This is a genomic window from Novosphingobium sp. BW1 (genome assembly GCF_008107685.1).
Taxonomy (GTDB): Bacteria; Pseudomonadota; Alphaproteobacteria; order Sphingomonadales; family Sphingomonadaceae; genus Novosphingobium.
In genome coordinates this window covers 78,706-105,227 of sequence record NZ_VIRF01000041.1, presented here as the reverse complement: position 1 = coordinate 105,227, position 26,522 = coordinate 78,706, and the positions used below count along the sequence as shown (strand labels likewise).

The following is a 26,522-nucleotide window of genomic DNA, read 5'->3' as shown; positions in this document are numbered from 1 at the left end:
GAACGCACGGCCCAAGCTATTAGGTAAGTGTATTGTTTTATGGGGTGTCCGAGCTTTGGAGAAGAGGGTGCAACCTTGCAAAAGGCGATGGGGAGGCGATTGCCTGCTGGCTCCCGGAAATGTCCGCCCCGGCTCACGCCGGACAGCCTTGCTGTGCGCCTTCGTGAATTCGACCCGGGCTCTACAGTAAGCTGAGCTGCCCGTCGGGCGAGGGCGCGCGAAACTGGCTGCAATCGAGGTGGACCCCGGGAGGCCCAAGGTTGTGGCGCTTCATGGCAAGGCGGAACCGGCTGCGCACGAGGTCCGCCCAGGGGCTCTTGGGGCGGAAGCGTTCGCCGAAGCGCGGATCGTTGTCGCGCCCGCCGCGCATTTCGCGGATGATAGCCATAACTTTGCCCGCGCGGTCGGGGAAATGGGCCTCGAGCCATTCGCGAAAGAGAGGGGCAACCTCGAGGGGCAGGCGCAGCATGATCCACATGGCCCCGCGCGATCCCGCCGCCGCCGCCGCCTCGACCAGGCTTTCCAGTTCGTGGTCGGTGATCGCGGGGATGACTGGCGCAATCATGGCGTGGGCGGGAATACCTTGAGCATTCAGGGCCTCGAGCGCCGCAAAGCGTTTGGCAGGGGCCGCCGTGCGCGGTTCGAGCAGGCGGGAGAGACGGGCATCTAGGCTGGTGACCGAAATCCCGACGCTGACGAGATCGCGCCGCGCCAGCTCGGTCAGCACTTCGCTGTCGGCAAGGATGCGGTCCGACTTAGTGACGAGGCTGACCGGGTGGCCGACCTCCAGACACAGTTCGAGAATTTCCCGGGTGATCCGGTAGTGCCGCTCGATCGGCTGGTAGGGATCGGTGTTGGTCCCCATCGCAATCGGCGCGACGCGGTAATTCCGGCGGGCCAGCGTTTCGCGCAGCAACTGGGCCGCGTTGGGCTTGGCGAAGAGCTTGGTTTCGAAGTCGAGCCCCGGCGCGAGGTCGTGGTAGGCATGGCTGGGCCGGGCAAAGCAGTAGATGCAGCCATGTTCGCACCCGTTGTAGGCGTTGATCGAGCGGTCGAAGGGGATGTCGGGCGATTGGTTGAAGGAGACAATTGTCTTGGGGTGCAACTCGGTGATGACCGTAGCGACCGACGGGGGCGGGCCATCGATTTGCTCACGCTCGTCAAGCCAGTCCCCATCGCTCTCAATTTGCGTGAGATTGAAGCGTGTACTTGTCTGATTGCTGACCGCACCGCGGCCTTTGATGGCGTCCATGTTTGGAACATATAGAGAACTTATGCTGCAATCAAGGTATGGGTGCGCATTCGCGGATGGCTCTGAATTCTAACGGCAAATGCAATGTGAGATCGCAAAGGGATGGAATATTTCAACGCTAGAACCGCAGATGACCGTCTGACTTTCCGGGGGGACTTTGAATGTCGCGATCAGTTGCCCCAATCGGGGCGACCTCGCAAACAGGGGCCGGGCAGGTGTCTATCCCGGTGTCTATGGGCTCGCAGGAAAGACGTCCCCGCATGTTCGTTCTTGTTCGAGGCCTGGGCCGCAGAGGAAAACGGGCCCGCTGCCGAGGGTCTGGCGGCGGGCCCGGTAGGTGTCGGGAGAGAGAAAAGGGGGAAGCTCTCCCGAAGGTCGGTCCGGATGCGTCAAGCGAGGATGGTGGGCACTCCGCAGCGGACCTTGTTGACCTGAACATCGGCTGCCCCGAGGCGGACACCGAGCGCCTGCGTGAGAGAGAACACGGTCGCATCGAGTGTCGGGGCAATCGTAGCCAGGGTATTACCTACGATGTTGGTCACAGAGGACAGGCTGAGTGACAGGCCCAGGGTCTGGGCTTCGAGGTCGGTCTGCGCGATCAGCGAGGTCGCGAGCGACTGGGTGAGATCCCGGGTCGAGACGGTCTTGGTAACCTTGTCGCGGATGTCGGCAAAGGTGAAGAGGACCTCTTGTGGTCCGGTCGCACCGCCTAGCGACACTTCTGATAATGCGGTAACGCGCGCAATCAGCGGCACGTTGACGAGCGTGGCCCGCGAAAGCGTGACCGGGCTCGAAAGGTCTCCCATGTCCTGCGCGTCGGGCCGCCCGATGCCGATGGTGCCGACGGCCGGCGTCACACCAAGCCGCACGCCGTCGCTATCCGGATCGCCGCTGCACTGGATATCGTCGAGGGTCGCCTCGGCCTGGGCAAGCTCGGTGTAGAGGGGCAGCTCGACCGAAGGCAGCCAGGGGCTCCCCGTGCCCACGCGCGCGGACACGAGCAGCCGGGCTTGGGCCGTGCGCAGGACGTAATCGCGCGCGCCGGTGATTGTCAGCCAGGGAGACTGGGCCAGTCCATAGCCGCGTACGAGGCGCACATGGACGTTGGAGAGGCCGGTGGCGGCCAGATCGAGTTCGATGTCGAGCGTGTCGCCGTGAGAAAGTTCCAGCAGCATGCGCACCAGCGAGAAGGCATCGACCTCAACGCCCGCCGTGCCCGGATCGTAGTCAAGCGCGCCGTAGGGGCCCAGATCCAGGAGGTCGGCAAGGCGCACCTCGACGAAGGGAGCCTCGTCCGCGATGCGGTCGATGAGGGCAAGCGTGGTGCTGTCGGACGCGCTCGAGCCGATCGCGCGCAGCGCGTCGCTCAGTGGTACAGGCGTGTCGAACAGTTCGGCGTAGGTGCCCTCGGTCGCATCGACCTGCAGCTTGAGGGCCTCGGCGTAGCCCAGCAGATCGATGTTGGCGCTGGCGAGGTTTTGCGAATCGAGCACCGAGAGATTGAGCTCGGTCCCGATCAGCGCCGAGAGCAGCGCGTTGGGAATACCGTCCGACACGGTGGCAAGGTTCGAACCCAGCGAATAGGCGGCCATGTCAATCCGCGCGGCCGTCGCGCGTGCGCGCACCGTGGCCGTTTCGAAGCCGAGTGCACGCCCGAAGAAGAGCGGGACGGTCTGGACAAGGTGGACGCGCGCGGCGCTGTCCTCCCCGCCAAGCTGAAACCGCTCGTTCAGCGGCACGATCTTGTCCTGGCGATAGGTCCCGCTTTCGAGTTTGGCGATCTCGATGTCGGCCTCGTGGCTTCGGTCTATGAGGTCCTGGACGGCGGAGCGGCGCATTTCGATGGCATTTTCCTGCGCAGCGGCCATTGCGGCGGCATCGGCCAGGCCCTGAAGGCGGCGCTCAGCGAGGTAGATCGCGCCCAGATCCACGGCAACCGTTGCCACCCCCATGAGCATGAGCAGCGAGCCTGCCAGCATGACGGTGACCGCCCCCTCGTTGCGGCAGCGAAGGGTGCGAAGGCGTGTCGAGAGTGTTTTCATCGGCCAACTCCTCAGATCCCGGCAAGCTGGACGGTGGCTGCGCGCGCGATCGTGTCGCCGGGCAGGGGCACCAGGGAGTTGGTGAACATTTCGGCCTTGCTGACATCGTAGACGAGGGTGACACGGTAATACTGGCCGTCGAGACCGGTTCGCACGGTCACCAGGTCCGGATCGAGCGTGCCGCTGTGCAGGACGCTGTCGGCAACACTGGTGTCGACCAGCTGACGCCGCTCGAGCGCGTCGAGCCCGGCGACCGAAGCGCGGGCCGCCTCGTTGGCGACCTGCTGCAGCGAATGGGCGGCCATGAACCAGCCTCCGTATGTCACAACGCCCAGAAGCAGCATGATAAGGACGGGAAGGGCAAGCGCAGCTTCCACCAAGACCGCGCCGCCTGTGTGGGCGGGCAGACGGCGGATCCGCGCCAGGCGCCGCGCGACGGGAGCCAGAATGCGGCGAGGCCGCGCGTAACGTGGGTAAAAGGCTCCTCCGATAGCCTTGGTCATCGTCTCTCTCCTTATCTCCACGCTCAGGATGCGCGTGGAATGCAAAGGAGGGTTTGAAGGCCAGGAAGGGCGGGCTTTGTATTTTACACAGGCTGTCCTTGGGAAAAGGGGGGGCGTCTCAGCGAGTTGGAGTGGTGGTTAATCTCGTGTAAAGGCCCGGTCCCGCAATCCTTCGTATTGTATTGATGGTTACCGCCATTTTCTGTTTACCTTTGTCCGCCCCGTAATTCCGGGAGGAGCAGAAGCCTTCCTCTCGAAATGCCAATACGCGAGCCCTGTGGGCACTCCCCAAGTGATGCCGAATAGGCCACTCTTGAAGGTCGCAAGGGTAAGTGGGCCCCAGATCAGGACGGTAAAAAGCCAGAAGAAGATGAGCCCCGCCGCGGCTCCACACAGCGCGGCGAGCAGAGCCATCCCGCGGGCGTCGCGCCAGGGGCCCAGAAGCGCGCGGAGAGGCAGACCAAAGAGACATAGCCCAAGTGCCGTGAAAGGGATGGCGAATGTGCCATATCCGGCGATGAGAACCGGGATGATCCACGCTTGGCGTGCGAACGTGAACAAGGGCTGCATTTCAACGATGGCAATTACCACCAAGACCAACGCGGTCCCCGTATAGCCCCGCACTGCTGCGGATTTGGCTATGGTCGAAAAGCGTCTGTGGGTTGGGTCGTCGGGGACACGCATTGGTCAAGCTTGGAACATTGAAACGGATCGGACAAGCTCCGGGCGGGCGGGCGCATCACGATGGCACTCTGCATCTGCCTCGTTGTAGGCAGTTTGCTTCAGGCGCTCTCGCTCTCGTCGGTCAAGACGGCGATGGCGCCTTCGCTGCCGTAAACCCCTTCGAGCCGCACGAGGGCCATGCACAGCGGAATCGTCTTGCCTCGGTTGGTGAGGAAGTGGGTGTGCAGGCGGACCGGCTCGCCGCCGCGCAACACGCCTTCGAGTTTTTCTCGAAAGGCGACCTTGTCGGTAAGAGCGACCAGGTCGGTCAGTGCGACGCCGATGAGACGCTCCTCGGGGAGGTCAAGTATTTCGCAGAAGGGTGCATCAACGCGGTCGATGGTGCCGCGCACGGAGACGCGGGCGTAGGCCACGCCGCCATGCTTGTTGAGCGCGGCGATCATGGCTTCCTTGACGTTGGCCTTGAAGTGACGCTCGACTTCCTGGGTAATGTCGTGGAGGCAAATGGTCAGGCGGTCATCGAGCGGGAAGGTCTGGAAGCGCAGCCAGGCGTTCTCGACGAAGGGGGAGGGGATGTCGGCCATGTTCGGGTGCCCATGCACCAGCGTCTGGCGGGCCTGGACCTCGAGCAGGCTGTCAGTGATGCAGGGAAGGGCCTCGATCAACGTGTGGCCGATCAGCGTGCCGGGCCGCGACTTGGTCAGGGCGTGGGCATTGCGGTTGGCATAGACGATGCGCATGTTCTCGTCACAGGCGATGATCCCGTCATCGATCCAGTCGGCGAGCGCAAAGTTGGCCGATTCGTTGCGCTTGTTCGGGTTCTCGCCCGGTTCGCCACCGCCGATGCGGTTCCACAAGTCAATCGTGCACAGCACGTGCGTCTCGCGCCCATGGTGGGTGATGAACACTGGCGTATCGTGCGCTTCGTCGCGAAAGCGCGCAAATTTACGCACGAACTCAGCGGCTGAGACGTAGCCCATACCTAGCTTGCCCTTCTTCTCTCTCCACCCCGGTGTTCGCCAGGGAATCTCCAATCCGGGCAACAGGGATTATCACCAGTCCACGTTTTCGTGGCTCAATCGCCCTGCTGCCATTCGAACATTGCGATCCCGAAGGGCAGGGTACGAGCCAAGTGTATAGCACTTTCTTAAGATTTTAGGCAGCCACTGTGATCCATAGCGAACTTATTTGGCGTCCGCGTGCCTCATCCCAACGCAAACGGGGCGGGCTGGATGTCCAGCCCGCCCCGCATGTCGGTTCGGATGAAGAAGCCGGGTTTTGGCTTAGCCGAGGCCCTGGGCCTTCATTTCCTTCTCGAGGTTCTCGACGATCGCCTCGAAGAACTGCTCGGTGGTCATCCAGCTCTGGTCCGGACCGATCAGGAGCGCGAGGTCCTTGGTCATCTTGCCGCTCTCGACGGTCTCGATGCAGACGCGCTCGAGGGTCTCGGCGAAGGCGACGACGTCCGGGGTGTTGTCGAACTTGCCGCGGTAGGAAAGACCACGGGTCCAAGCGAAGATCGACGCGATCGGGTTGGTCGAGGTGGCCTTGCCCTGCTGGTGCTGGCGGTAGTGACGGGTCACGGTGCCGTGGGCAGCTTCGGCCTCAACGGTCTTGCCGTCGGGCGCCATGAGAACCGAGGTCATGAGACCCAGCGAGCCGAAGCCCTGCGCAACGGTGTCCGACTGCACGTCACCGTCGTAGTTCTTGCAGGCCCAGACGAACTTGCCCGACCACTTGAGCGCCGAGGCGACCATGTCGTCGATCAGGCGGTGCTCATAGGTGATGCCGGCGTCCTTGAACTTCTCGGCGAAGCCTTCGGTGTCGAACACTTCCTGGAACAGATCCTTGAAGCGGCCGTCGTAGGCCTTCAGGATCGTGTTCTTGGTCGAAAGGAACACAGGCCACTTGAGGTTGAGGCCATAGTTGAACGAGGCGCGCGCGAAGTCACGGATCGACTCGTCGAGGTTGTACATCGCCATGGCGACGCCCGGAGCCGGGAAGTCGAACACTTCCTTGTCGATGACCTGACCGTCTTCGCCTTCGAACACGAGGCGCAGCTTGCCCGGGCCCGGGATCAGCGTGTCGGTGGCGCGGTACTGGTCACCGAAGGCGTGACGGCCGACCACGATGGGGTCAGTCCAGCCCGGAACCAGACGGGGCACGTTGCTGATGACGATCGGCTCGCGGAAGACAACACCGCCCAGGATGTTGCGGATCGTGCCGTTGGGCGAACGCCACATTTTCTTGAGGCTGAATTCCTCGACGCGGGCTTCGTCCGGGGTGATCGTGGCGCACTTGACCGCGACGCCATATTGCTTGGTGGCGTTGGCGGCGTCGACGGTGATCTGGTCGTCGGTCTCGTCACGCTTGGTGACCGAGAGATCGTAGTACTTCAGATCGATGTCGAGGTAGGGAAGGATCAGACGTTCGCGGATCCACTCCCAGATGATCTTCGTCATCTCATCGCCGTCCATTTCGACGATGGGGTTAACTACCTTGATTTTTGCCATTCGAGAAAAGCTCCCCTGGGGTGAAAGTGGGTGAGAATTGGGCCGTCTCTTAGGCAGAGAGCGCCCGTATAGCAAGGCGGGTCTGCCCGAGCATCCCGGCGCCTTGCCAGCTAAAGATAATGATTTGCATTATTCGATCCGCGCAACGGCATGGCGTTCGCCGATGGTGAGCGGCCTCGCATCGACAGGGGCGCGATGCGGGACAGCGAAGTGGCGGGAAGGCGGGCAGGATGCGCGATTGCGCAGGTGCGACTCTTCGGGCATCGCTGCGCGCATCATGCGAAACCGCCGTGCCGCCCGCTTGCTTGTACTCGACGCGCAGTTGCGCGTTTTGCTGCTGCGCTTCGTCTTTCGCGAGGGCGCTTTGCGCGGAGGCGATTTCTGGGCGACGCCGGGCGGCGGGCTCGAGCCGGGCGAGGACTTCGCGCAGGCCGCGTTGCGCGAACTGTTCGAGGAGACCGGCCTTGCGGTAACCGATCCCGGCCGCGAGGTGGCACGGCGAACAGTGCACTTTGTTATGCCTACAGGCGAACCAGTGGAGAGCGAGGAGCGCTACTTCCTGGTGCGCAGCGATGGCGCAGCGCTGTCGGTTCTCCATCGCACCGCCCTGGAGCAGGACGCCATTGTCGGACACCGTTGGTGTCCTCGTGCAGAACTCGAGCGGCTGGAGGAGCAGGTCTGGCCCGAGGACCTGGCGGCCATGCTCGTCGATGCGGGTGTCTGGTAAAACGAGAGGCGCTCGGTGAACGGCGCGCAAAGTCCCAAACAAAAACCCCGCCTAGCTTTTCAGCCGGCGGGGTCTTGCGGAATGGTGGGCGTAGCAAGGATTGAACTTGCGACCCCTACGATGTCAACATAGTGCTCTACCACTGAGCTATACGCCCACTCCATTCGAGCGTTCCGAGAAGTTGTCCCCCTCGGTGGAGAGGCCCTCTAAAGGGGCTTCCGATTCTTAGCAAGGGCTTTTTTCAGAAAAATGTAATCAGATCTGCGCGTGCTCGCTCAAACCAAACATTCGCTGCACTTCCAAGACGATATCGCGCAGGTGGAAGGGCTTGGAAAGGACCTTGGCCTGCGGCGCCTCGCGGCTGGCGCGCAGCGACACGGCGGCAAAACCGGTAATGAACATGACCTTGGTGGCGGGCGCGATCTTGGCACAGCGCTGGGCCAGTTCGATGCCGTCCATTTCGGGCATGACGATGTCGGAGAGGAGCAGGTCGAAGCTGTCGCTTTCGAGGTGGGGCAGCGCCTGCGTGCCGCGGTCAACCGCGACGACGTCGTACCCGGCATTTTCCAGTGCGCGTGCGAGGTAGGTGCGCATGGCCTGATCGTCTTCGGCTAGGAGGATGCGGATCATCTCTTGTCTTATTCCAACCTGGTGTTCGTGTGCGACCGCGGGGCGGTGTCCCTGAAACGGCCTCCCGATCCGATTGTGTAGGATCAACCGCTCCAGATGACTGGCTTTGTGCATTTTCGGAATCATCAGGTGAATCCATCTGACTGGAAAATGCTCTCGTCGACTCGCCATAGCGCGGTTGGGGTTAAATTTCTTGCCCGGAATGGACTTCGGGCCCTGTCGGGGGAGACATGGCGATGCTGGGCATGTGTCCGGGCTTTGACAGGGACGTGGGAACGGGGCAGCGTTCGCGGCATGTCGCCTGCTTCCCATTTACCAGATTCGCCGTCCGGCCCAATTGCTCCGTCTCTCGCGCCGTCTCTCGCGCTGTCGGGAGGGTGTGTGCCGGGGCATGTGGGGGTGCAGCCTGCGTACACGCTGCATGGAGGCGGCGCGGGCGAGATGCCGATCCTGCTGGCTGTGCCGCACGCCGGCAGGGCCTATCCCGAAGGGCTTCTTGCCGACTTGCGCGAAAGCGCGCAGGCCAGTGTGCGGCTGGAGGATCGCTTCGTGGATATCCTTGCGTGCGGGGTGGCCGAGGCGACCGGCGTCGACTTGCTTCTGGCGCATGCGCCGCGGGCGATGATCGATCTCAACCGCGCGCCCGAGGATGTCGACTGGGGCATGGTCGAACGCATGCCGGGCGGAGGGGTCTCGGGCGGGTCGCGCGGGAGCCTGTCGCCACGGGCGCGCAGCGGCCTTGGTCTCATTCCCCGGCGTCTGCCGGGCATTGGCGAGCTGTGGCGCCGTTCACTGCGCCGCGAGGAGGTCGAGGCCCGGATCGCGCAGGTCCATGCGCCCTACCACGCCGCGCTCGCGCAGCGCTTGGCGGAAATTCGCGCGCGCTGGGGCGTGGCGCTGCTGGTCGATCTGCATTCGATGCCTCCGCTCCAGGCCCGGCCCGGCCAGGGCGTTGCCGAGATCGTGATCGGTGATCGCTTCGGGGCGAGTTGCCATGGCGCTGTCATCGCCGCGACGTTTGCCCACTTTGCCCGTTGCGGGCGCGCTGCGGCGCATAATCGGCCTTATGCGGGGGGGTATGTGCTCGACCGTCATGCCGCGCCCCGTCGCGGCATCCACGCGCTCCAGGTCGAGATTGACCGGACGTGCTATCTCGATCCGAAGATGCGCACGCCGAGCGCGGGTGTGGACGTTCTGGTGGAGCAGCTTGCGGGCCTCGTTAGGGCCCAGGCTGCGGCGGTCATGGAACTGGCGCGCCCGCGCGGGACTGAGGATGGTGGCGAGGGTTGGCCACTTGCCGCGCAATAGACACAGGAGGTCTGGCGCCTCGCGCCTGCAGACCTAAAAAAACCACCCCGCGCAACGCGCGAGGTGGCCAAGGTTCAGGGAGGAGGTGCACATCGAGTGCACCAGCCGATCGGGCCATGAGGGTAGCGCCGATCAGGCTGACTTCAACATAGCGAACCTTGTGCCGAGTTCAAGCGATTCTTTGACGCAAAAATCGTGCATCATGTCCAGCTAAAAAATCACGCTGCCGGATTATCAAATAAAATTGTGACATTTTTGTCATGAAGCTGTTGGTAACCTTCAAAAGCAGCGGCCCGAGCGAACTTCGCGTCTGCGTTGTCCACCCGGGCCGCGGGCATTGTCGGTCGGACGAGGGGCCCGTATCAGGTGCCTAAGATCAGACGTTCCTGGTTAGGCGCACTGATCAGGCATTCGCGGCAGGAGCCTGCGCGGGTGCCTGCGGGCCCTTGCCCTGCTGCATCTGGCGGCCGAAGATGTCGCGCACCAGGTCGAGCGAGAAGAGGTGGGCGTAGATCAGCGCGAGGAGGCCATTCTGGTTCCACTGGCGCAGGATGTCGCCGCGCACTTCGCGCAGCTTGTTCTCGTCAACCATCTTGAAGCCGCGGTAGTTGAAGGGCTGGCCGCCGCCGATGTCGATGTTGAGCTCACCGTCCATGAGCAGGTCGTGCTTCTTGAGTTCGGCCATGAAGTTGCCGGTCTTCGAACCAGCCATCTCGAAGTTTTCGCAGAACTTGAGCATGTTCTTGGTCGTATCGGTGGGTTCGCCGTCGGCGAACAGGGCCTCGCCTTCCTCGATCTCGCCGATCAGGTCACTGCTGGGGTCGACGCAGAGCGAGAGCTCTTCGCTGTCCGGGCGCAGACGGGCGAGCATGAAGGGGTAGCGGCGCGCGTAGGCCGGGATGTAGACGGGGTTGGGAACCGTGCCGTCGTCCTCGACGAAGACGTTGACGCCCTCGTTCATGCCCATCAGCGCGAGCGGGATCGGCTGGTCGGTGCCGGTGAAGATGATCGGGAAGTGGCGCTGCGCCTGCGGGAACTCTTCCACTGTCAGGGGAATTGAGTTGACACCTGCCAGCCAGGTCGCCTTGTCGGTCGAACGCGTCTTCCAGCTTGCGTGCTGCTGCGAATTGAGCGGCACCAGATCCTTGTAGAACAAGGGAAGGGATGGGTTCTGTGGCGCAGTGGCCATTGCAATACTCTCCGCGATCGAGGTTTCAAAAAAAGATCAGCGCGTGGCTTTAGTGGCTTGATTGCGGCGGTGCAAGCCGAGGGTTCCCGCCACTAAGAGACTTCTACTCAGTTCATCAACTTGCCGGGGTTGAGCAGACCTTGCGGATCGAGCGCGGACTTGACCGCGCGCAGCAGCCACAGCGCCACCGGGTCGGCGAGCCGGGCCAGTTCGTCGCGTTTGAGCTGTCCGATCCCGTGCTCGGCCGAGATCGAGCCGCTCCACTGCGTGACAAGATCATGGACGCGCGCACTGATGGCCTTGGCCTCGCCCGCATACCAGGTGGCGGCATCCACGCCCTTGGGGGCGATCATGTGGAAGTGGACATTGCCATCGCCCAGGTGCCCGAAAGCGACCGCGCGCGTGCCCGGCCATTCGGCTTCGAGCTGGGAGCTGACCGTCTCGACGAAGCGGGGCATGTCCTCCACGGGCACCGAGATGTCGTGCTGGACGGCGGGGCCTTGCGCGCGTTCGGCGGGTGAGACGGCTTCGCGCAAGGTCCAGAACGCTTCGGCCTGGGCCTCGCTGGCCGCGATCGTGGCATCGGTGATCACCCCGTCCTCGAGCGCGCTGGCCAGCGCACCTTCGCACTGGTCGCGCAGGCCGGTTCCCGGTCCTGCAGGCGCATCGCACGGCGTCACCGCTTCGATGAGCACATGCCAGGGGGCGCGCGTGGCCAGCGGTGCGCGCGCCCCGGCAAGGTATTCGAGCACGTGGTCGAGGCAGGGCTGGGGCAGCACCTCGAAGCCCTCGACCGAGCCCGGAAGCGCCTCCTCGCAGTGATGGAGCAGTTGGCGCGCGGCGCCGAGCGAGGTCGCCGCGGCCCAGATCACCACCCGCTCGCCGATGGCCGGTACAAGCTGCAGTGTCGCAGCCGTGACAATGCCCAGCGTGCCTTCCGCGCCGATAAAGAGTTGCTTGAGGTCGAAACCCCGGTTGTCCTTACGGAGCGGCGTCAGCGCCGAATAGACCTCGCCGTTCGCAAGGACCGCCTCGATGCCCAGTACCATGGCCCGCATCGAGCCATGGCGCAGCACCTGCGTGCCGCCGGCGTTGGTCGAGATGAGCCCGCCGACCGTGGCCGATCCTTTGCCGCCCAACGTCAGGGGAAAGCGCAAGCCTTGCGCCTCGGCCGCTTCGTGAAGCCTCTGGAGCACGACGCCCGCCCCGCAGGTGACCCGCTGCTCGGCGACATCGATAGCGCCCATCGCGTTCATTCGGCGCAGTGAGACGAGGAGTTGATTGCCCTCGATCGAGGGCGTGGCCCCCCCCGACATGCCGCTGTTGCCACCCTGGGGGACGAGCGTCACACCATGCGCCGCGCAAAGCTTCACGAGCGTGCTGAGCTGCGCGGTGTCGGCCGGCGAGGCGAGAGCGAGGCAGGCGCCGTGAAAGCGGCCGCGCCAGTCGGTCGTCCAGGGCGCGGTAAGGTTTACATCGCGGGTCAGGCCGCGCGGGCCAAGCAGGGCGTCGGCCTCGGCGAGGAAGGTGTCGAAGGTGCTCATCTGCGCGGGTCTATGGCACAGCCCCTTGGCACTTTCATCCCTTCTTGCAGGCGCGTGCGGGGCGGGGAGTGTTTTCCCGAAGCAAGGTTCAGCAGGCGTTCAAGCTGTTGCGCTAGGGATTGGCTTGCGGCATCACCGTGCGTCGGGGAAATGGGTCTGCAATGAGTTTCACATCCGTCCTGCTGATACCGCTGGCGTTTCTTGCGCCGGCGTCCTCGGCCTTGCAGCCGCGGGACGGTGGGGCGTGGAGGCATGAATCCGCGCGTGCACAGCTCTGGCCCGAGACGTTTGCTCGGGATGATGCGCCGGGTCCTCTTGCCTTTCCCGAGGAGCAGATGCGCCGCGCGCAACCAGAGCCTGCCTGGCAGGTTCGCATCGAGCGGCGCATGACGATCCGAATCTCCCCCCGTGGCCGGGCAACGCTTCCCCCCGACATGCGCGGCATTGCCATGCCCGGCGGGCCAGGCGCGCCGCGCTACGAAGAGCGCCCCATGAGCAAGTGCGTTGCGGCGGCCGGGATCGCGGGAGTGCAGCCCGAACGCGGCAACCGCCTGATCTTCTTTATGCGTGACCGGCGTGTGGTGAGCGCGGAACTCGACCATTCGTGCCGCGCCATGGACTTCTATTCCGGCTTCTACCTTGCGGGCAACGAAGACGGAAAGGTCTGCGTCAAGCGCGACAAGCTGCAATCGCGCAGTGGCACCAAATGCAGTCTGACCCGTATGCGTGAACTTGTCCGGATTCGGGACTGACGGCTATTCGTCCGCGAGTTCTGCGGATTTCCTTGACTTTTGTGCACCAATCGGACTAGGGGCCCGCAATCGTGATGTGCGGGTCCCACGCGGCCGGTGCATTGCCAGGAACACATGTTATCCCACATCCCCTTATCCGGAAACCTGAGCGTATATGAGCTTTGCCGACCTCGGCCTGTCTGACGAATTGCTGCAAGCGGTGGAAGCCGCGGGCTACAGCGAACCGACCCCGATTCAGGCGCAGGCGATCCCTCCGGTCCTCATGATGAAGGATCTCATCGGGATCGCGCAGACGGGCACCGGCAAGACTGCCAGCTTCGTGCTTCCAATGATCGACGTGCTCGCACATGGCCGCCGCCGTGCGCTGATGCCGCGCTCGCTGATCTTGGAGCCGACGCGTGAACTCGCCGCGCAGGTGGCGGACAACTTTGTCAAGTACGGCAAGAACCACGACCTGCGCATGGCGCTGCTGATCGGCGGCGTCCAAATGGGCGATCAGGTCAAGGCGCTGCAGGAAGGCGTGGACGTCCTGATCGCGACGCCGGGCCGCCTGATGGACCTGTTCGAGCGTGGCAAGATCCTGCTCACGGGCTGCGAACTGCTGGTCATCGACGAGGCTGACCGCATGCTTGACATGGGCTTCATCCCGGACATCGAGACGATCTGCTCGAAGTTGCCGACCAACCGCCAGACGCTGCTGTTCTCGGCAACGATGCCGCCGGTCATCAAGAAGCTGGCCGATCGCTTCCTCGAGAACCCGAAGTACATCGAAGTCGCCCGTCCGGCCTCGACTAACACCAACATCGCCCAGTTCAAGGTGCCGGTCACCGCGCGTAAGAAGCGCGACACGCTGCGCGAGATCCTGCGCACCGACAACGTGACGACCGCTATCATTTTCTGCAACCGCAAGACGACCGTGCGTGAACTGGCCAAAAGCCTGAAGCGCAACGGCTTTGCCGCCGGTGAGATCCACGGCGACATGGACCAGTCGGCGCGCATCGCCGAGCTCGACTGCTTCAAGTCGGGCGAGATCAACATTCTCGTCGCTTCCGACGTTGCCGCGCGCGGCCTCGATGTGAAGGGCGTGAGCCACGTCTTCAACTACGACACGCCTTGGCATCCGGACGACTACGTCCACCGCGTTGGCCGCACGGGCCGTGGCGGCGCTTCGGGAAGGGCCTTTACGCTCGTGACCCCGGACGATGCCGAAGCGATGGAGAATGTCGAGAAGCTGACCGGCGGTACGATCCCACTGTTCGGCGAGGCTGCGGACATCGAAGAGGCGGTGCCTGCCTTTGATGAAGCCGAATCTGCTCCTGCACCGCGTAAGCGCGCCAGCCGCTCGAAGACGGCGGCTTCGGCCAAGGCGAAGCCCGCTCCCAAGGCTGCGGCCAAGCCTGCTCCGGCCCCCGTGGTCGAGGAAACGGTCGAGGCTGACACCCCGGCCCCGGCTCCCGTGCGCCGTGCGCCGCGTCGCCGGACCGAGCCCACAGTGGCTGCGCCCGTACTCGAAGCGGCTGGCGACTGGAACGGTCCGATCCCCGACTTTCTCGCGGTTTCCGCGGTTTCCTGAATTGATCGCCGGACTGGCGCGCTCCTCAGGTAGTGCGTGCCAGCTGGTACATGAGTTCGACGAAGCCAAGGCTCGCACGCGACATTCCGGCGACCTTGGGGTTGGTCGAATCGATAACGAAATATTCGTCAGGGGCATGCGCGCCGCTGCCATGGCCAATGCCGAATTGTGTCGCGGGAATGGAAACCGGGCGCGCGGTGAAGACGGCGCCTGGCCAGGATCCGGCAAGACGCGGAAATAGGTTCGCCTTTACGCCCATTGCCGCATAGGTATCTTTCTGCGCGCGGATCAGGCGGGCGTTTTCGGCAACTTCGGTGGGATCATAACCCCCGGTCACTTTCATCTCGACATCCGGAAAGCCATGGGCATCGAGGTGCGCGCGCAGCTTGCGCTCGGCTTCGGCGCGGGACTGGTTAGGGACGAGGCGCAGGTCCAGCTTGGCAGCCGCGCGCCCGGGCAGGATCGTCTTGCCTCCGGGGCCGGTGTAGCCTGCAACAAGCCCCTCGATGTTGACCGTGGGCTGGCTCGCCTGACGGGCGATGGCCGCTTCGAAGGGCAGGTCGTCGATCCAGTGGTTGCCCCCCATCATCGCCTTGACCTTGGTCTCGTCGGTGTTCGCCGCCGAAAAGGCGATCAGCTCCTTTTCACGCGCGGTGAGCGGGCGTACATTCGTGAACCAGCCGTCGATAGCCGCGGTATTTCCATCGGGCGTCACCAGCGTCTGGAGCGCCTGGACGAGCCGCCAGACCGGCGAGGCGAGAGCACAGGCGGAAACTCGGTCGACAACCTGCTGACGCTTCCGGTCGCGGGGAGCCTGTTCGCCAATGCCGAGGACATGGCGGGCGGCAAGGGCTAGGGCTTCACCGATACCGGACCTGTGGCTCTCGACAAAAAGCGTGCACTCTCGGGCGAAGAGCTGGTCGATGGCCGCAAACTCATGGCGCTCTTTGCACCGCAGGGCGGGCCTTTCACCTACACCCTGCCAATGATCGACGGGAGGACTGGAGCGCCGCATTGCGAGAATTTCGAGAAAGGCGAATTCGCCAAGGTTGCAATGATGATCGGGGCCACCTCGGCGGACAGGGTGTACCCGTCTACGAGTACCGCTCTTTTCCTACGTCGCGGAGTTGGTGCCCGGCCCGGAGCCCAGCACGCGACCGACATTCCCATCTTCTTCGATTCGCAGAGCGCCGAACATGGCGAGGAGACAGGCGTGCGGCACAACGCCATGGGCGATGCGATGAGCAGCTATCTCGTCAACTTTGCCAAGAACGGCGCGCCGAACACCGGCTGGGGGCTTAAGGTCTGGTAGCCTTACGCCGAGGCAGATGGGCAGATCATGGACTTCGCGACCGACGGCAAGGTGCGCTTCCGCAAGGACCCCTGGCATGATGAGATCGACGCTGCGGATATGTAGCAACGGGGTGCGAAAAGGGCCGCAAGGGATGCCCGATACCCCTTCCCGCCCTTTTCAATGCCTTTCACGCGGGTTTTACGAAACTGTCGAGGACCCGCTTGTTGCCCGATTTTTCGAACTCGATCTCCAGCTTGTTGCCTTCCTGCGACGCGACGGTGCCGTAACCGAACTTCTCATGGAAGACGCGGCCGCCCACCGCGATGTCGGTGCGCGGCTTGGAGGCGAAACTGGCCGCGCTGCGCGTGGTTTCCTTCACGCGCTGGGGGCTTGTCTCGAATTCGCGCTGGGCGGCCCTTTGCCAGCCCGGTCCGCGTGTTACGGTCCGGCCGGGCTGTGTGCGGGCGACATCGGCAAAGGGATCGGCGTGCTCGGACCATTGCGCGCGCCAGAGCGAGGCGCCGCCTGAAAGGGTGGTTTCGCTCTCTACCTGGTCCTCGGGCAGTTCGGCAATGAAGCGCGACGGGATCGAGCTGGTCCACTGGCCATAGATACGGCGGTTCGCGGCGTGGAGGATGGTGCACTTGCGACGTGCACGTGTGATCGCGACGTAGGCAAGGCGGCGCTCTTCTTCAAGACTGGCGAGCCCGCCTTCGTCGAGCGCGCGCTGCGAGGGGAACACGCCGTCTTCCCAGCCAGGTAGGAACACGTTGTCGAATTCCAGGCCTTTGGCCGCGTGCATGGTCATGATGGTGACCTTCTCCTCGTCGTCGCGCGCGTCGTTGTCCATGACGAGGCTGACGTGTTCGAGGAAATCGCCAAGGCTGTCGTATTCTTCCATGGCGCGGGCGAGTTCGACGAGGTTTTCAAGACGTCCGCTGGCCTCGGGCGTGCGCTCCGCCTGAAGCGCGTCGGTGTAGCCGCTTTCGTCGAGTGCGGTGCGGATGAGGTCGGCGGGCCCTTCCTCCTTCGCCATGTCACGCCAGCGCGCGAAATCGCGCATCAGCGAGAGCAACGTGTTGCGCGCGCGGGCGGGCAATTCGTCGGTGTCACAGATTTCAAGTGCAGCCTTGGCGAGCGGGATGCCGCGGCGACGGGCCAGCAGGTGCAGCTTTTCCAGTGCCTTGGCCCCGAGACCCCGCTTGGGTGTATTGTAGATACGCTCGAAGGCGAGGTCGTCAGCTGGCTGGGCAATGACGCGCAGGTACGCAAGTGCATCGCGGATCTCCGCGCGTTCGTAGAAGCGGAAGCCCCCAACGATGCGATATTTCATCCCGATCGAAATGAAGCGGTCTTCGAATTCGCGGGTTTGGTACTGCGCGCGGACGAGGATCGCGATCTGATCGAGCGGGGCGCCTTCGCGTTCGAGGCGCTCGATCTCGTCGCCCACCCGGCGTGCTTCCTCTGGCGCGTCCCAGACGCCGACGACGTGGAGCTTGTCGCCGCCGTGGCGCTCGGTCCAGAGCGTCTTGCCGAGCCGTTGGGTGTTCTCGTCGATGAGGCTTGAAGCCGCGGCAAGGATTTGCGGTGTGGAGCGGTAATTCTGTTCGAGGCGGATGACCTTGGCGCCCGGAAAGTCCTTTTCAAAGCGCAGGATATTGGCGACTTCGGCGCCGCGCCAGGAGTAGATCGACTGGTCGTCATCGCCCACTACGCAGATGTTGCGGCGATGCTGGGCGATCAGGCGCAGCCACAGATACTGGACCTGGTTGGTGTCCTGGTACTCGTCCACCATGACGTACTTGAAGCGCTGCTGGTACTGTTCGAGCACGTCGCGGTGCTCGCGCAGAATGTTGAGCATGTGGAGCAGGAGGTCGCCGAAGTCGCAGGCATTCACCGCCTTCAGGCGGTCCTGGTACATCTGGTAGAAATGCTGGCCCTTGCCCTCGGCGTAGGCCTCGTTCTCGCGTGCGTCGAGGTCGCGCGGGTTGAGGCCACGGTTCTTCCAGCGGTCGATGCATCCGGCCAGTTGCTTGGCGGGCCAGCGCTTCTCGTCGATACCTTCGGCCTGGATCAGCTGCTTGAGGAGGCGCAGCTGGTCGTCGGTGTCGATGATCGTGTAGTTCGATTCCAGGCCCACCAGTTCGGCATGGCGGCGCAGCATCTTGGCCGCGATGGCGTGGAAGGTGCCGAGCCAGGGCATGCCTTCGACCGCCGGGCCAACGAGCTGGCCGACGCGTTCACGCATTTCGCGCGCGGCCTTGTTGGTGAAGGTGACGCACAGGATCTCGCTCGGCCAGGCGAGGCGGTTCTGGACGAGGGAGGCCAAACGGCGGGTGAGGGCAGAGGTCTTGCCCGTGCCCGCACCTGCCAGCATCAGCACCGGGCCCTCGGTCGTCAGGACGGCTTCGCGCTGGGGTTCGTTCAGCCCGGCGATGAGGGGATTGGATGCGTCGGCGCCAGCAGGATGCGCGGGCGCGGCGGGCAGGGGGGAATGGCTTTCGGTCACCCGTGAACAACTAGGGAACGGATTAACCCGGTGCAAGGTCGCTTCGTCGCCGCCATGGAACAATTCCCCCGCCTGATGCGTCGAAATGGCGTGATCGGCCCCGCAAGGTGCCGTGCCTCGTCAGCGCCGGAGGATGACTGCAGGTTGCGCATAAAGGGCTTTAAGGAATGGGAGTAAACTTATGAAGATAAATCTTATTGTTCTTGCCGCTGCGACCTCCGTACTGCCCCTTTGCGCCCAGGCGCAGAGCGCGTCTGCATCCCCTGAGGTTGTCGAGAAGGACGCACGCGGTGTGGCGGCGAAGGTGCGGGTCGAGGGCAAGGTCTACGACGTGTGCCGGGGCGAGGCCACCGACGGATGCATCAATCCGCGCGAGGCCGGCCTCGACTTCGGCAACCGCCCGCTCGACCACTATCCCGAGGACATGGGGCTGGAGACGCCCACTTCCTGATTCGAGCAGGGTAGCTCCAGCAAAAAGGGCACCGGTGTCTCCGGCGCCCTTTTTCGTTTTGGGTAGATGATTTGCATCCTGTTCCTCAGGCCTTGCGCAAGATGTGGAGGCGGGCCTTGCCGACATCGCGCGTAGCCTCGACCTCAAAACCACGCACCGAGACGCTTTCGCCCCGGGCGGTCTCGATCGAAACCCAGGTCGCTTCATTGATCCAGCCCAGCCGTGCCAGCTTGTCGGCCGCGACCGCGCCTGCGCCGGTGTCGTAGGGCGGGTCGAGCAGGACGAGATCGAGTGCCTCCTTCGCCGTTCCGAGCGAGAGCGCGGAGATCGGGCGCACGTCGCTGCGGTCCTGGGCCTTGAGGTTGGCGATGTTGCGGCGGATCGCGCGGATCGCAGCGGCATCCTGATCGACGAAGAGGCAGTGGGCGGCCCCGCGCGAGAGCGCCTCAAGGCCGAGGGCGCCGGAACCTGCGAAGAGGTCCGCCACCTTGAGGCCCTCGAAGGTGCCGAGACGGCTCGCCAGCATCGAGAACAGAGTCTCGCGCGTGCGGTCGGCCGTGGGGCGGGTGGTGTCGCCCTCGGGAGTGGCAAGCTTGCGCCCGCGCCATTCGCCCGCGACGATGCGCAGGCCATTCCGGGTGGCCGGTGCCTTCATGTCGTGGTCTCCCTCAGCCCTTCGCGCGGTCGATATCACGGCGGAAGCGGTCGAGCACCTTCGCGTCGATCTCGACGGCAGCGCCCTTGGGCAGCTCGTCAAGCGCGAAGGGGCCATAGCCGATGCGGATCAGGCGGCTGACCTTGAGGCCGAAGTGTTCGAGCACGCGGCGCACTTCGCGGTTCTTGCCCTCGGTTAGGGTCATTTCGATCCAGCGGTTTCGTCCGGCGCCGCGCTCCATGTTGGCGTCGATCTTGCCGTAGCGCACGCCGTCGATTTCGACGCCCTCGATCAGGCTCTCGAGCTGCTCTTGGGTTATGTCCCCGAAGGCACGGGCGCGATAAGTGCGCGGAACGCCTGTGGAGGGCAGTTCCAGCGCGCGCTTGAATTCGCCATCGTTGGTGAGGAGCAGCAAGCCCTCGGTGTTGAAGTCGAGGCGGCCCACCGGCATCACGCGGCCCGCATCCTTGGGCAGGGCGTTGCGCAGCGCAGTGTAGATCGTCGGGCGACCGGCCGGGTCGCGCTCGGCGGTGATGAGGCCCGCCGGCTTGTGAAAGGCGAACAGGCGCGTGGCGTCGGCTTCCTTGACCGGGTTGCCATCGACGGTGACGCCTGCGAGCGAGGTCAGTACGGTCGAGGGTGTCTCGATCGTCTCTTCGTTCAGTTTGACGCGGCCTTCGGCGATCATGCGTTCGGCCTCGCGGCGGCTTGCGACCCCTGCGCGGGCCAGCAGCTTGGCGATGCGATCGCCTTCACGCGCGGGCAGGCTCGGGTCCTTGGGCGTGGGTCCTGCAGGCTTGGGCTTGCCGAAGCTGCGCGGGCGCGACCCGGCACCGCCGCGCCGTTCGTTGAAGGGGCCGTCGCGGCGGGGCTCATCGGACGAACGTCCGCCCGAGCGGGGGCCGCGCGAAGGACCGCGGCCTTCGAAGCGGCGCGAATCGGATCCGCGCGAATCGGAACCGTACGAGGAACCGCCGGATTTGCGAGGTGGTTTGGACATCCGCCGCCCCTTACCTGTTGATCGCCGCTTCATCCAGCCTTCCCTTCACGCGGCGCGTCGTTAAGTTGCGCGCATGATCATGACGAAAAGGATCGAATGTGACCGCGCAGACGACTAACCAACGACGCGGCCTATGGAATTCGGTCCGGCCCTACATGGAGAAGGAGTCCGTCGCGGCCTTCATGCTGGGGGTGTCCTCGGGCTATCCCTTCGCGCTCCTGGCGGCCACGCTGACCACGCGCCTCGCGCAGGACGGGATCGAGAAATCGACGATCACGACCTTCGCGCTCGCCTTCTTCGTCTACAACCTGAAGCCGCTCTGGGCCTGGGTGATCGACGGAGTTTCGCTGCCCGTGATCGGACGTCTGGGCCAGCGTGTCTCCTGGATGCTGGTGGTAGGGCTGCTTGTCATGGCCGCCAACCTCAACCTCGCGCTGGTCGATCCGAAGGCGGACATTGCCGCGACCGCGCTGGCCGCCGTCCTCATGGGGCTTGCGGGTGCAACCTTCGACATCGTGATCGATGCCTACCGTATCGAGACCTTGAAGCCTTACCAGTTGGGTACCGGCTCGGGGATGAGCCAGTATGGCTGGCGTATCGGATCAGGTCTCGCGGCCTCGCTCGCGCTGGTTGTCGCGGCGCGCTTGGACTGGCACCTGGCCTATGCGGTCTGCGCCGTATTTGCACTGCCTGCGATGCTGACCGCATTGATCGTGGGGGAGCCCGAGCGTCACAAGGTCGTGCGCGACAAGAAGGGCATGGCCGAGATCTGGGCCTCGATCGCAGGGCCCTTTGCCGAGTTCTTCCAGCGCAAGGGTGCGTTTCTCGTCCTGGCCTTCATCCTCGTCCACAAGATCGGCGATACGCTGGCGAACCTGACCTTCCGCCTGCTGTTTGACGATCTTGGCTTCTCCAATGACGAGATCGCGCTCTACGACGTGGGTATCGGGTTCTGGGCACTCATCATCGGCGTGTTCGTCGGTGGCGTGATCTACGCGCGCATGGGCCTCAAACGCTCGGTGCTGATTGCGCTAGTGCTGATGGCGGTTTCCAACCTTAGCTTCGCGATGCTGGCCGCCGCTGGCCACTCGAACCTGGGCATGGCGCTGGCCATCGGATTTGAGAACTTTGCGAGCGGGTATGGCGGCGTGGTGGTGGTGGCTTACTTCTCGGCGCTGTGCGACCTGCGCTTCACGGCGGCACAGTACGCGCTGATTTCGGCCAGTGCGAGCGTTGTCGGGCGTTTCCTTACCGGCACGACGGCGGGCGCGCTGATCGAGGCGGTGGGCTATGTGAACTTCTACCTGGCGACCACCGTCGCAGCCCTGCCGGGCATCGCGATCTTCGCGGTGATGATGACCACCGGCCTTGTCGACGATGCGATGGGAACGGCTGGCGAAGTGGGCGAGGGCGACGCGCGCGACTGAGCCTGCGGCGTCTCCCGGGCGCTCAGTCAGGAAGCTGATGGTTCGCCGCCAGAACGGTGCCTGCAAGGTACAAAGAGCCGCCGATAAGGACGACTTCGCCTTCCTTCACGTCGAGCCCTCCAAGGGCCGCGCGTACACCCGCAGCGCTTGTCGCTTCGGGGGCGAGGGCGTAGTCGAAATCGTCCGCTCCGTGCCACTCGTGGCCGGGAACCGGTACCACGGTTACACTGGCAAGTTGGGCGGCGAGCGGACGGATCAGCGCGTGCGGATCCTTGTTCGCCAACATGCCGATGACGAGGTGCACGTAAGGGCGCGGTTCGCGGAAATGCTGGGCAAGCGCGTTGCCCGCATCGGGATTGTGTCCGCCATCGAGCCAGCACGGTGTGCCCTCGGGCAGCAGCGCGGTCAGGGGGCCTGCCTCGAGTCGTTGCAGGCGAGCGGGCCAACGCGCCCAGTCCATTGCCGCAGCCAGCGCGGCGTCGGGGATGGCAATCGCGTCCTGATGGCGCAGCATGGCGACGGCAAGGCCTGCATTTATCGTCTGGTGCGGGCCGGAAAGGCGCGGGCGCGGCAGGTGCAGCAGGCCCTTGTGATCCTGGTAGGAAAAGCCGTCCGGTTCGGGCGCGGTCGACCAGTCCGAGCCTGCGCGCACGATGTAGGTGCCCGCCCGCTCGGCCTGGGCCTCCACCGTCTCGTTCATGCCCGGGCCGTAACTCAGAGTGACGAGCGCGGCGCCCGCCTTGGCGATGCCCGCCTTCTCGAAGGCGATGCGCGCGAACGGATCGTCCGGGGTGCCTTCGCTCGGCGAAAGCAGGAACTGCTCGTGGTCGATGCCCAGCGCCGCGATGCCGCAGACGAGGGGATTGGGTATGACATTGGTGGCATCGAGCCGTCCGCCTAGGCCCACCTCGAAGATGCAGGCGTCGGCGGGGATGCGCGAGAACGCCAGGAAGGCCGCCGCTGTCGATATCTCGAAGAAGCTGGCGCCGACGCCGTGGGTCTCGGCCACATCGAACACTTCGGCGAGCAGTTCGGCCAGCAGCTCGTCCGAAATCAGTGTGCCAGCAACGCGGATGCGCTCGTTGAAGCGCACCAGGTGCGGACTGGTGAAAACGTGGACGGTCTTGCCGGCCGCTTCCAGCGCGGCGCGCAGGAACGCGCAGGTCGATCCCTTGCCGTTGGTGCCCGCCACATGGAAGACGGGCGGCAGCGCGCGCTCGGGATGCCCGAGGTGCGCGCACAGCTCCTTGATGACGTCGAGCCCGATGCGGCCCTGCGGGACCGACAGCGCGGCAAGACGATCAAGCTGGGTCTGGACGGCCGGGGCTTCCGAAACCGCGAAGTCGTTGGGGCGGGACATGGCTGTTCGGAGTACCTTCAGGGTGCTCAGCGCGCGGAGTGGACGGCCTCGGCCAGCGCCTGTGTGAGTTCGCGCAAGGGCCCGGCGGCCTTGTCGCCATGCTCCTTGACGAGATCGACGAAGGCCGAGCCCACGACGACGCCGTCCGCGACCTTGGCGATGGCGCTTGCCTGTTCGGGCGTCCGCACGCCGAAGCCGACCGCGACGGGAATGTCGCTGGCGGCCTTGAGCCTGGCCACGGCGTCCTCGATCGAGGTCTGGGCTGCGGTTTGCGTGCCGGTGATCCCGGCGACCGAGACGTAGTAGAGGAACCCCGAAGAGCCTTCCAGGACGGCGGGAAGCCGCGAAGCGTCGGTCGTGGGGGTCGCCAAGCGGATCAGCGAGATCCCCGCACCGCGCAGCGCCGGGCCGAGTTCGGCGTCCTCTTCGGGCGGAATGTCGACGCAGATCACGCCGTCAACGCCCGCCTTGGCGCATTCGGCGGCAAACCAGTTGGCGCCGCGCGCGATCATCGTGTTGGCATAGCCCATCAGGACCAGCGGCACATCCGGGTGGCGCTGGCGGAAGCCGGTTGCCAGGTCGAAGATGTCCTTGGTCCGCGTGCCCTTGCCTAGCGCGCGGATATTGGCCTGCTGGATGGCATCGCCATCGGCCATAGGATCGGTGAAGGGCATGCCCAGCTCGATCACATCTGCGCCACCGGCCACGAGCGCGTCGAGGTTGGCGGCGGTGTCACCGTCGCCCCCGGTGATGAAGGTGACGAGGGCCGGGCCCTTGGCGAAGGCGTTGTCGAAGCGGGTGGTCATATGCTTTTCCAGTAGCGCCAGACGTCGACGATCGTGACGGCGATCGCAGCCATGAGGCACGTCATCAAGGTGAAGTGGGTAAAATCCCAGCGTCCAAGGTCCAGCCAGTGCTTGGCAAGCTGGATGCCGACAAACACGGCGAGGAAGTTCAGGATGAACTTCTCCGCCAGTGCTTTGATCGGTTTCACAGCTCGACGTCCAGCGCCTCGGCCACCGTGAAGATGTCCTTGTCGCCGCGGCCCGAGACATTGACGACGAGAAGCTGCTCCTCGTCCATCCCGGCTGTCAGCTGGGGCAGGGCAGCGAGCGCGTGGGCGCTCTCGAGCGCGGGGATGATCCCCTCGAGCGCGCAGCATAGCTGAAAGGCCTCGAGCGCCTCGCCATCGGTGATCGGCACGTAGTCGACCCGGCCCGATTCGTGCAGCCAGGAATGCTCGGGGCCGAGGCCCGGATAGTCGAGCCCTGCTGAGATCGAATGCGCCTCGGTGATCTGCCCGTCCTCATTCTGGAGGAGGTAGGTCTTGTTGCCGTGGAGAATACCCGGCTTGCCGCCCGTCAGCGAGGCGGCGTGCTTGTCGGTGTCGACACCGTGACCGCCCGCCTCAATGCCGGTCATCTTAACGTCCGGATCATCGAGGAACGGGTGGAACAGGCCGATCGCGTTCGAGCCCCCTCCCACGGCCGCAACAAGGCGGTCGGGCAGGCGCCCTTCCTTCTCCAGCATCTGCTCGCGCGTTTCCTTGCCGATGATCGACTGGAAGTCGCGGACAAGCTCGGGATAGGGGTGCGGGCCAGCCGCCGTGCCAATTATGTAGAAGGTGTCGTGCACGTTCGCGACCCAGTGGCGCAGCGCATCGTTCATCGCGTCCTTCAGCGTCATCGCGCCGCTCGTCACGGGGACGACTTCGGCGCCCAGCAGCTTCATGCGGAACACGTTGGGCTTCTGGCGCTCCACGTCGGTCGCCCCCATGAAGATCGTGCAGGGCAGGCCAAAGCGCGCGGCCACGGTCGCGGTCGCGACGCCGTGCTGGCCTGCGCCGGTTTCGGCAATGATCTTCGTCTTGCCCATGCGCATCGCAAGGAGGATCTGGCCGATGCAGTTGTTGATCTTGTGCGCGCCGGTGTGGTTCAGTTCCTCGCGCTTGAAATAGATCTTCGGGCCCTTGCCGGCGGGCGCCTTCTCGCGCCAGTGCTCGGTCATGCGCGGTGCGTAGTAGAGCGGGCTGGGGCGGCCGACGAAGTCCTTCATCAGCGAATCGAATTCCGACCAGAACGCGGGATCGTCCTGCGCCTTGCGGTACTCCTTCTCGAGATCGAGGATGAGCGGCATGAGCGTTTCGGCGACGTAGCGACCGCCGAACTGGCCGAAGTGGCCGGAGGCATCGGGCAGGGCGCGCCACGAGTTCACCTGGTCGGCTGCCAGGGGGCTCGCGGGGCGGTTCACAGGCGTTTGGTCAGTCATAGTGGGGGCGGATTGGCAGAGCCGCGCGGGCCTGTCCAGCGGGATCGCGCACTGGGGAGGACAGCTGCGTTTTCAATTGCAAGGAATGCAATTGCTGGCACAATCAATGCAATAATATGTCTCTATGCCGCAGAATTGTGACGTCTTGAGGACAGAAAGGAATATTTCGTTCATCTGGCCGACAGGTTGAAAGGCGCAGCGGCGCTCCTGCCCCGTAAGAGGGACACCCCCCGCCGAGGGTCGGGGGTACAACTGGAGTCTGTTTTATGCGTATTGCACTTGTTTCGCTCGCCGCTGCTGCGGTTGCTGCCGTCGCCACTCCCGCCATGGCGGATGAGATCCGCGTCGAAGGCCGCACCGGCATCATCTGGAACGGTAGCGGTGACGAAGCCATCGCCGGTGTCGCTGCCGGCTACGACTACGACCTGACCAAGAACGTCTTCATCGGCGTTGAAGGTTCGGCCGACAAGATCCTGACCGACCACACCCGCGTCGCATGGGGCGCTGGCGGCCGCGCCGGTGTGAAGCTGTTTGAAGGCACCAAGATCTACGGTTCGGCCGCATGGCAGTCCAAGCCCTGTCGCTACTGCAACAGCTCAGTGAACCTGGGCGGCGGCGTGCAGCAGTCGCTCAACAAGAACTTCTACGCGAAGGCCGAGTACAAGCACATGCTGATCGGCGACAACACACCCGACGCAGACGTGGGTTTGGTCGGCGTTGGCGTGAAGTTCTGATCGCCGTACCCATAGCCTGAGGGTCGCAACCCGGGCATGAAAGGGGCGCCTCGCTATAGTGCGGGGCGCCCTTTTTCGTGCGCGCGCTCTCCGCATCTGTCCTCCGA

Annotated in this window: 24 protein-coding genes and 1 tRNA gene; 8 read left to right on the top strand and 17 right to left on the bottom strand. The window is 64.4% G+C overall.

The features are described from left to right. Nucleotides 1-181: 181 nt before the first annotated feature. From FMM79_RS02130 to FMM79_RS02110, 5 genes are all read right to left on the bottom strand, one after another. The gene (locus FMM79_RS02130) at nt 182-1,252 is read right to left on the bottom strand and encodes a PA0069 family radical SAM protein (RefSeq protein WP_148625710.1); all 1,071 of its coding nucleotides are present in this window, start codon (nt 1,250-1,252) and stop codon (nt 182-184) included. 389 nt (nt 1,253-1,641) lie between these two features. Further along, nucleotides 1,642-3,294: a pilus assembly protein TadG-related protein gene (locus FMM79_RS02125; protein WP_148625709.1), complete on the bottom strand. Its 1,653-nt coding sequence runs from the start codon at nt 3,292-3,294 to the stop codon at nt 1,642-1,644. A gap of 11 nt (nt 3,295-3,305) precedes the next feature. Then, entirely contained in the window at nt 3,306-3,797 is a 492-nt protein-coding gene (locus FMM79_RS02120; protein ID WP_148625708.1) for a TadE family protein, read from the bottom strand. Nucleotides 3,798-4,579: 782 nt separating this feature from the next. Next, nucleotides 4,580-5,461 carry a PAS domain-containing protein gene (locus FMM79_RS02115; RefSeq protein WP_148625706.1) on the bottom strand — a complete coding sequence of 294 codons (882 nt, stop codon included), beginning with the start codon at nt 5,459-5,461 and terminating at the stop codon, nt 4,580-4,582. Nucleotides 5,462-5,764: 303 nt separating this feature from the next. Then, nucleotides 5,765-6,994: an NADP-dependent isocitrate dehydrogenase gene (locus tag FMM79_RS02110; protein ID WP_148625705.1), complete on the bottom strand. Its 1,230-nt coding sequence runs from the start codon at nt 6,992-6,994 to the stop codon at nt 5,765-5,767. A gap of 238 nt (nt 6,995-7,232) precedes the next feature. On the opposite strand from FMM79_RS02110, the gene FMM79_RS02105 reads away from it, so the two are divergent. Further along, the gene (locus tag FMM79_RS02105) at nt 7,233-7,721 is read left to right on the top strand and encodes an NUDIX hydrolase (protein ID WP_240338924.1); all 489 of its coding nucleotides are present in this window, start codon (nt 7,233-7,235) and stop codon (nt 7,719-7,721) included. Nucleotides 7,722-7,803: 82 nt separating this feature from the next. Here FMM79_RS02105 and FMM79_RS02100 read toward each other — a convergent pair. Beyond that, nucleotides 7,804-7,878, bottom strand: a tRNA-Val gene (locus FMM79_RS02100). Between the two features lie 98 nt (nt 7,879-7,976). After that, nucleotides 7,977-8,351, bottom strand: a complete 375-nt coding sequence (gene cpdR / locus FMM79_RS02095; RefSeq protein ID WP_039394380.1) for a cell cycle two-component system response regulator CpdR — start codon at nt 8,349-8,351, stop codon at nt 7,977-7,979. A gap of 399 nt (nt 8,352-8,750) precedes the next feature. Between cpdR and FMM79_RS02090 the strand changes: the two genes are divergently transcribed. Beyond that, the gene (locus FMM79_RS02090) at nt 8,751-9,659 is read left to right on the top strand and encodes an N-formylglutamate amidohydrolase (RefSeq protein ID WP_240338923.1); all 909 of its coding nucleotides are present in this window, start codon (nt 8,751-8,753) and stop codon (nt 9,657-9,659) included. A gap of 403 nt (nt 9,660-10,062) precedes the next feature. Here FMM79_RS02090 and FMM79_RS02085 read toward each other — a convergent pair whose 3' ends face one another. Both FMM79_RS02085 and FMM79_RS02080 read right to left on the bottom strand, forming a co-directional pair. Further along, a complete protein-coding gene (locus FMM79_RS02085) occupies nt 10,063-10,848 on the bottom strand; it encodes a SapC family protein (RefSeq protein ID WP_148625698.1) in 786 nt (261 codons plus the stop codon). A gap of 107 nt (nt 10,849-10,955) precedes the next feature. Then, nucleotides 10,956-12,392, bottom strand: coding sequence for an FAD-binding oxidoreductase (locus FMM79_RS02080; RefSeq protein ID WP_148625696.1), 1,437 nt, complete (start codon nt 12,390-12,392; stop codon nt 10,956-10,958). A gap of 161 nt (nt 12,393-12,553) precedes the next feature. Here FMM79_RS02080 and FMM79_RS02075 point away from each other — a divergent pair, with 161 nt between their 5' ends. Both FMM79_RS02075 and FMM79_RS02070 read left to right on the top strand, forming a co-directional pair. Continuing rightward, on the top strand, nt 12,554-13,144 hold the full coding sequence (locus FMM79_RS02075; protein WP_148625694.1) for a hypothetical protein: 591 nt from the start codon (nt 12,554-12,556) through the stop codon (nt 13,142-13,144). A 154-nt stretch (nt 13,145-13,298) separates the two neighbouring features. Beyond that, nucleotides 13,299-14,717, top strand: a complete 1,419-nt coding sequence (locus tag FMM79_RS02070) for a DEAD/DEAH box helicase (RefSeq protein WP_148625692.1) — start codon at nt 13,299-13,301, stop codon at nt 14,715-14,717. Nucleotides 14,718-14,742: 25 nt separating this feature from the next. Here the strand turns inward: FMM79_RS02070 and FMM79_RS02065 are convergent, their stop codons facing one another. Continuing rightward, a complete protein-coding gene (locus FMM79_RS02065; RefSeq protein WP_371710729.1) occupies nt 14,743-15,543 on the bottom strand; it encodes a peptidase dimerization domain-containing protein in 801 nt (266 codons plus the stop codon). 51 nt (nt 15,544-15,594) lie between these two features. On the opposite strand from FMM79_RS02065, the gene FMM79_RS21700 reads away from it, so the two are divergent. Continuing rightward, nucleotides 15,595-16,029, top strand: coding sequence for a carboxylesterase family protein (locus FMM79_RS21700; RefSeq protein ID WP_240338922.1), 435 nt, complete (start codon nt 15,595-15,597; stop codon nt 16,027-16,029). Nucleotides 16,030-16,198: 169 nt separating this feature from the next. On the opposite strand, the gene FMM79_RS02055 is transcribed toward FMM79_RS21700, so the two are convergent. Beyond that, nucleotides 16,199-18,499, bottom strand: coding sequence for an ATP-dependent helicase (locus tag FMM79_RS02055; RefSeq protein WP_148626166.1), 2,301 nt, complete (start codon nt 18,497-18,499; stop codon nt 16,199-16,201). A 202-nt stretch (nt 18,500-18,701) separates the two neighbouring features. Between FMM79_RS02055 and FMM79_RS02050 the strand changes: the two genes are divergently transcribed. After that, nucleotides 18,702-18,971 carry a hypothetical protein gene (locus FMM79_RS02050; RefSeq protein WP_148625687.1) on the top strand — a complete coding sequence of 90 codons (270 nt, stop codon included), beginning with the start codon at nt 18,702-18,704 and terminating at the stop codon, nt 18,969-18,971. Nucleotides 18,972-19,056: 85 nt separating this feature from the next. On the opposite strand, the gene rsmD is transcribed toward FMM79_RS02050, so the two are convergent. After that, nucleotides 19,057-19,626: a 16S rRNA (guanine(966)-N(2))-methyltransferase RsmD gene (rsmD, locus tag FMM79_RS02045; RefSeq protein ID WP_148625685.1), complete on the bottom strand. Its 570-nt coding sequence runs from the start codon at nt 19,624-19,626 to the stop codon at nt 19,057-19,059. Between the two features lie 13 nt (nt 19,627-19,639). Then, a complete protein-coding gene (locus tag FMM79_RS02040) occupies nt 19,640-20,626 on the bottom strand; it encodes a pseudouridine synthase (RefSeq protein WP_148625683.1) in 987 nt (328 codons plus the stop codon). A 155-nt stretch (nt 20,627-20,781) separates the two neighbouring features. Between FMM79_RS02040 and FMM79_RS02035 the strand changes: the two genes are divergently transcribed. After that, entirely contained in the window at nt 20,782-22,053 is a 1,272-nt protein-coding gene (locus tag FMM79_RS02035; protein ID WP_148626165.1) for an MFS transporter, read from the top strand. A 22-nt stretch (nt 22,054-22,075) separates the two neighbouring features. On the opposite strand, the gene FMM79_RS02030 is transcribed toward FMM79_RS02035, so the two are convergent. Genes FMM79_RS02030 through trpB form a run of 4 tightly spaced genes read right to left on the bottom strand, consistent with a single transcriptional unit; the run spans nt 22,076 to nt 25,681 of the window. Beyond that, nucleotides 22,076-23,413: a folylpolyglutamate synthase/dihydrofolate synthase family protein gene (locus FMM79_RS02030; protein WP_148625681.1), complete on the bottom strand. Its 1,338-nt coding sequence runs from the start codon at nt 23,411-23,413 to the stop codon at nt 22,076-22,078. A gap of 26 nt (nt 23,414-23,439) precedes the next feature. After that, nucleotides 23,440-24,219, bottom strand: a complete 780-nt coding sequence (gene trpA / locus FMM79_RS02025) for a tryptophan synthase subunit alpha (RefSeq protein ID WP_148625679.1) — start codon at nt 24,217-24,219, stop codon at nt 23,440-23,442. Then, on the bottom strand, nt 24,216-24,407 hold the full coding sequence (locus FMM79_RS02020; RefSeq protein ID WP_148625677.1) for a hypothetical protein: 192 nt from the start codon (nt 24,405-24,407) through the stop codon (nt 24,216-24,218). Before FMM79_RS02020 ends, trpA begins: the two co-directional genes overlap by 4 nt. Next, complete coding sequence (gene trpB / locus FMM79_RS02015) at nt 24,404-25,681, bottom strand: tryptophan synthase subunit beta (protein WP_148625675.1); 1,278 nt, start codon at nt 25,679-25,681, stop codon at nt 24,404-24,406. The genes FMM79_RS02020 and trpB overlap by 4 nt, the downstream gene beginning before the upstream one ends. A gap of 266 nt (nt 25,682-25,947) precedes the next feature. Between trpB and FMM79_RS02010 the strand changes: the two genes are divergently transcribed. Next, complete coding sequence (locus FMM79_RS02010; protein ID WP_148625673.1) at nt 25,948-26,415, top strand: outer membrane protein; 468 nt, start codon at nt 25,948-25,950, stop codon at nt 26,413-26,415. Nucleotides 26,416-26,522: the final 107 nt, after the last annotated feature.

What these genes read in the sequence shown, in the direction of transcription:
- FMM79_RS02130 (WP_148625710.1), bottom strand. Translation starts at nt 1,252, where the DNA reads ATGGACGCCATCAAAGGCCGCGGTGCGGTCAGCAATCAGACAAGTACA.
- FMM79_RS02125 (WP_148625709.1), bottom strand. Translation starts at nt 3,294, where the DNA reads ATGAAAACACTCTCGACACGCCTTCGCACCCTTCGCTGCCGCAACGAG.
- FMM79_RS02120 (WP_148625708.1), bottom strand. Translation starts at nt 3,797, where the DNA reads ATGACCAAGGCTATCGGAGGAGCCTTTTACCCACGTTACGCGCGGCCT.
- FMM79_RS02115 (WP_148625706.1), bottom strand. Translation starts at nt 5,461, where the DNA reads ATGGGCTACGTCTCAGCCGCTGAGTTCGTGCGTAAATTTGCGCGCTTT.
- FMM79_RS02110 (WP_148625705.1), bottom strand. Translation starts at nt 6,994, where the DNA reads ATGGCAAAAATCAAGGTAGTTAACCCCATCGTCGAAATGGACGGCGAT.
- cpdR (WP_039394380.1), bottom strand. Translation starts at nt 8,351, where the DNA reads ATGATCCGCATCCTCCTAGCCGAAGACGATCAGGCCATGCGCACCTAC.
- FMM79_RS02085 (WP_148625698.1), bottom strand. Translation starts at nt 10,848, where the DNA reads ATGGCCACTGCGCCACAGAACCCATCCCTTCCCTTGTTCTACAAGGAT.
- FMM79_RS02080 (WP_148625696.1), bottom strand. Translation starts at nt 12,392, where the DNA reads ATGAGCACCTTCGACACCTTCCTCGCCGAGGCCGACGCCCTGCTTGGC.
- FMM79_RS02075 (WP_148625694.1), top strand. Translation starts at nt 12,554, where the DNA reads ATGAGTTTCACATCCGTCCTGCTGATACCGCTGGCGTTTCTTGCGCCG.
- FMM79_RS02070 (WP_148625692.1), top strand. Translation starts at nt 13,299, where the DNA reads ATGAGCTTTGCCGACCTCGGCCTGTCTGACGAATTGCTGCAAGCGGTG.
- FMM79_RS02050 (WP_148625687.1), top strand. Translation starts at nt 18,702, where the DNA reads ATGAAGATAAATCTTATTGTTCTTGCCGCTGCGACCTCCGTACTGCCC.
- rsmD (WP_148625685.1), bottom strand. Translation starts at nt 19,626, where the DNA reads ATGAAGGCACCGGCCACCCGGAATGGCCTGCGCATCGTCGCGGGCGAA.
- FMM79_RS02040 (WP_148625683.1), bottom strand. Translation starts at nt 20,626, where the DNA reads ATGTCCAAACCACCTCGCAAATCCGGCGGTTCCTCGTACGGTTCCGAT.
- FMM79_RS02035 (WP_148626165.1), top strand. Translation starts at nt 20,782, where the DNA reads ATGGAGAAGGAGTCCGTCGCGGCCTTCATGCTGGGGGTGTCCTCGGGC.
- FMM79_RS02030 (WP_148625681.1), bottom strand. Translation starts at nt 23,413, where the DNA reads ATGTCCCGCCCCAACGACTTCGCGGTTTCGGAAGCCCCGGCCGTCCAG.
- trpA (WP_148625679.1), bottom strand. Translation starts at nt 24,219, where the DNA reads ATGACCACCCGCTTCGACAACGCCTTCGCCAAGGGCCCGGCCCTCGTC.
- trpB (WP_148625675.1), bottom strand. Translation starts at nt 25,681, where the DNA reads ATGACTGACCAAACGCCTGTGAACCGCCCCGCGAGCCCCCTGGCAGCC.
- FMM79_RS02010 (WP_148625673.1), top strand. Translation starts at nt 25,948, where the DNA reads ATGCGTATTGCACTTGTTTCGCTCGCCGCTGCTGCGGTTGCTGCCGTC.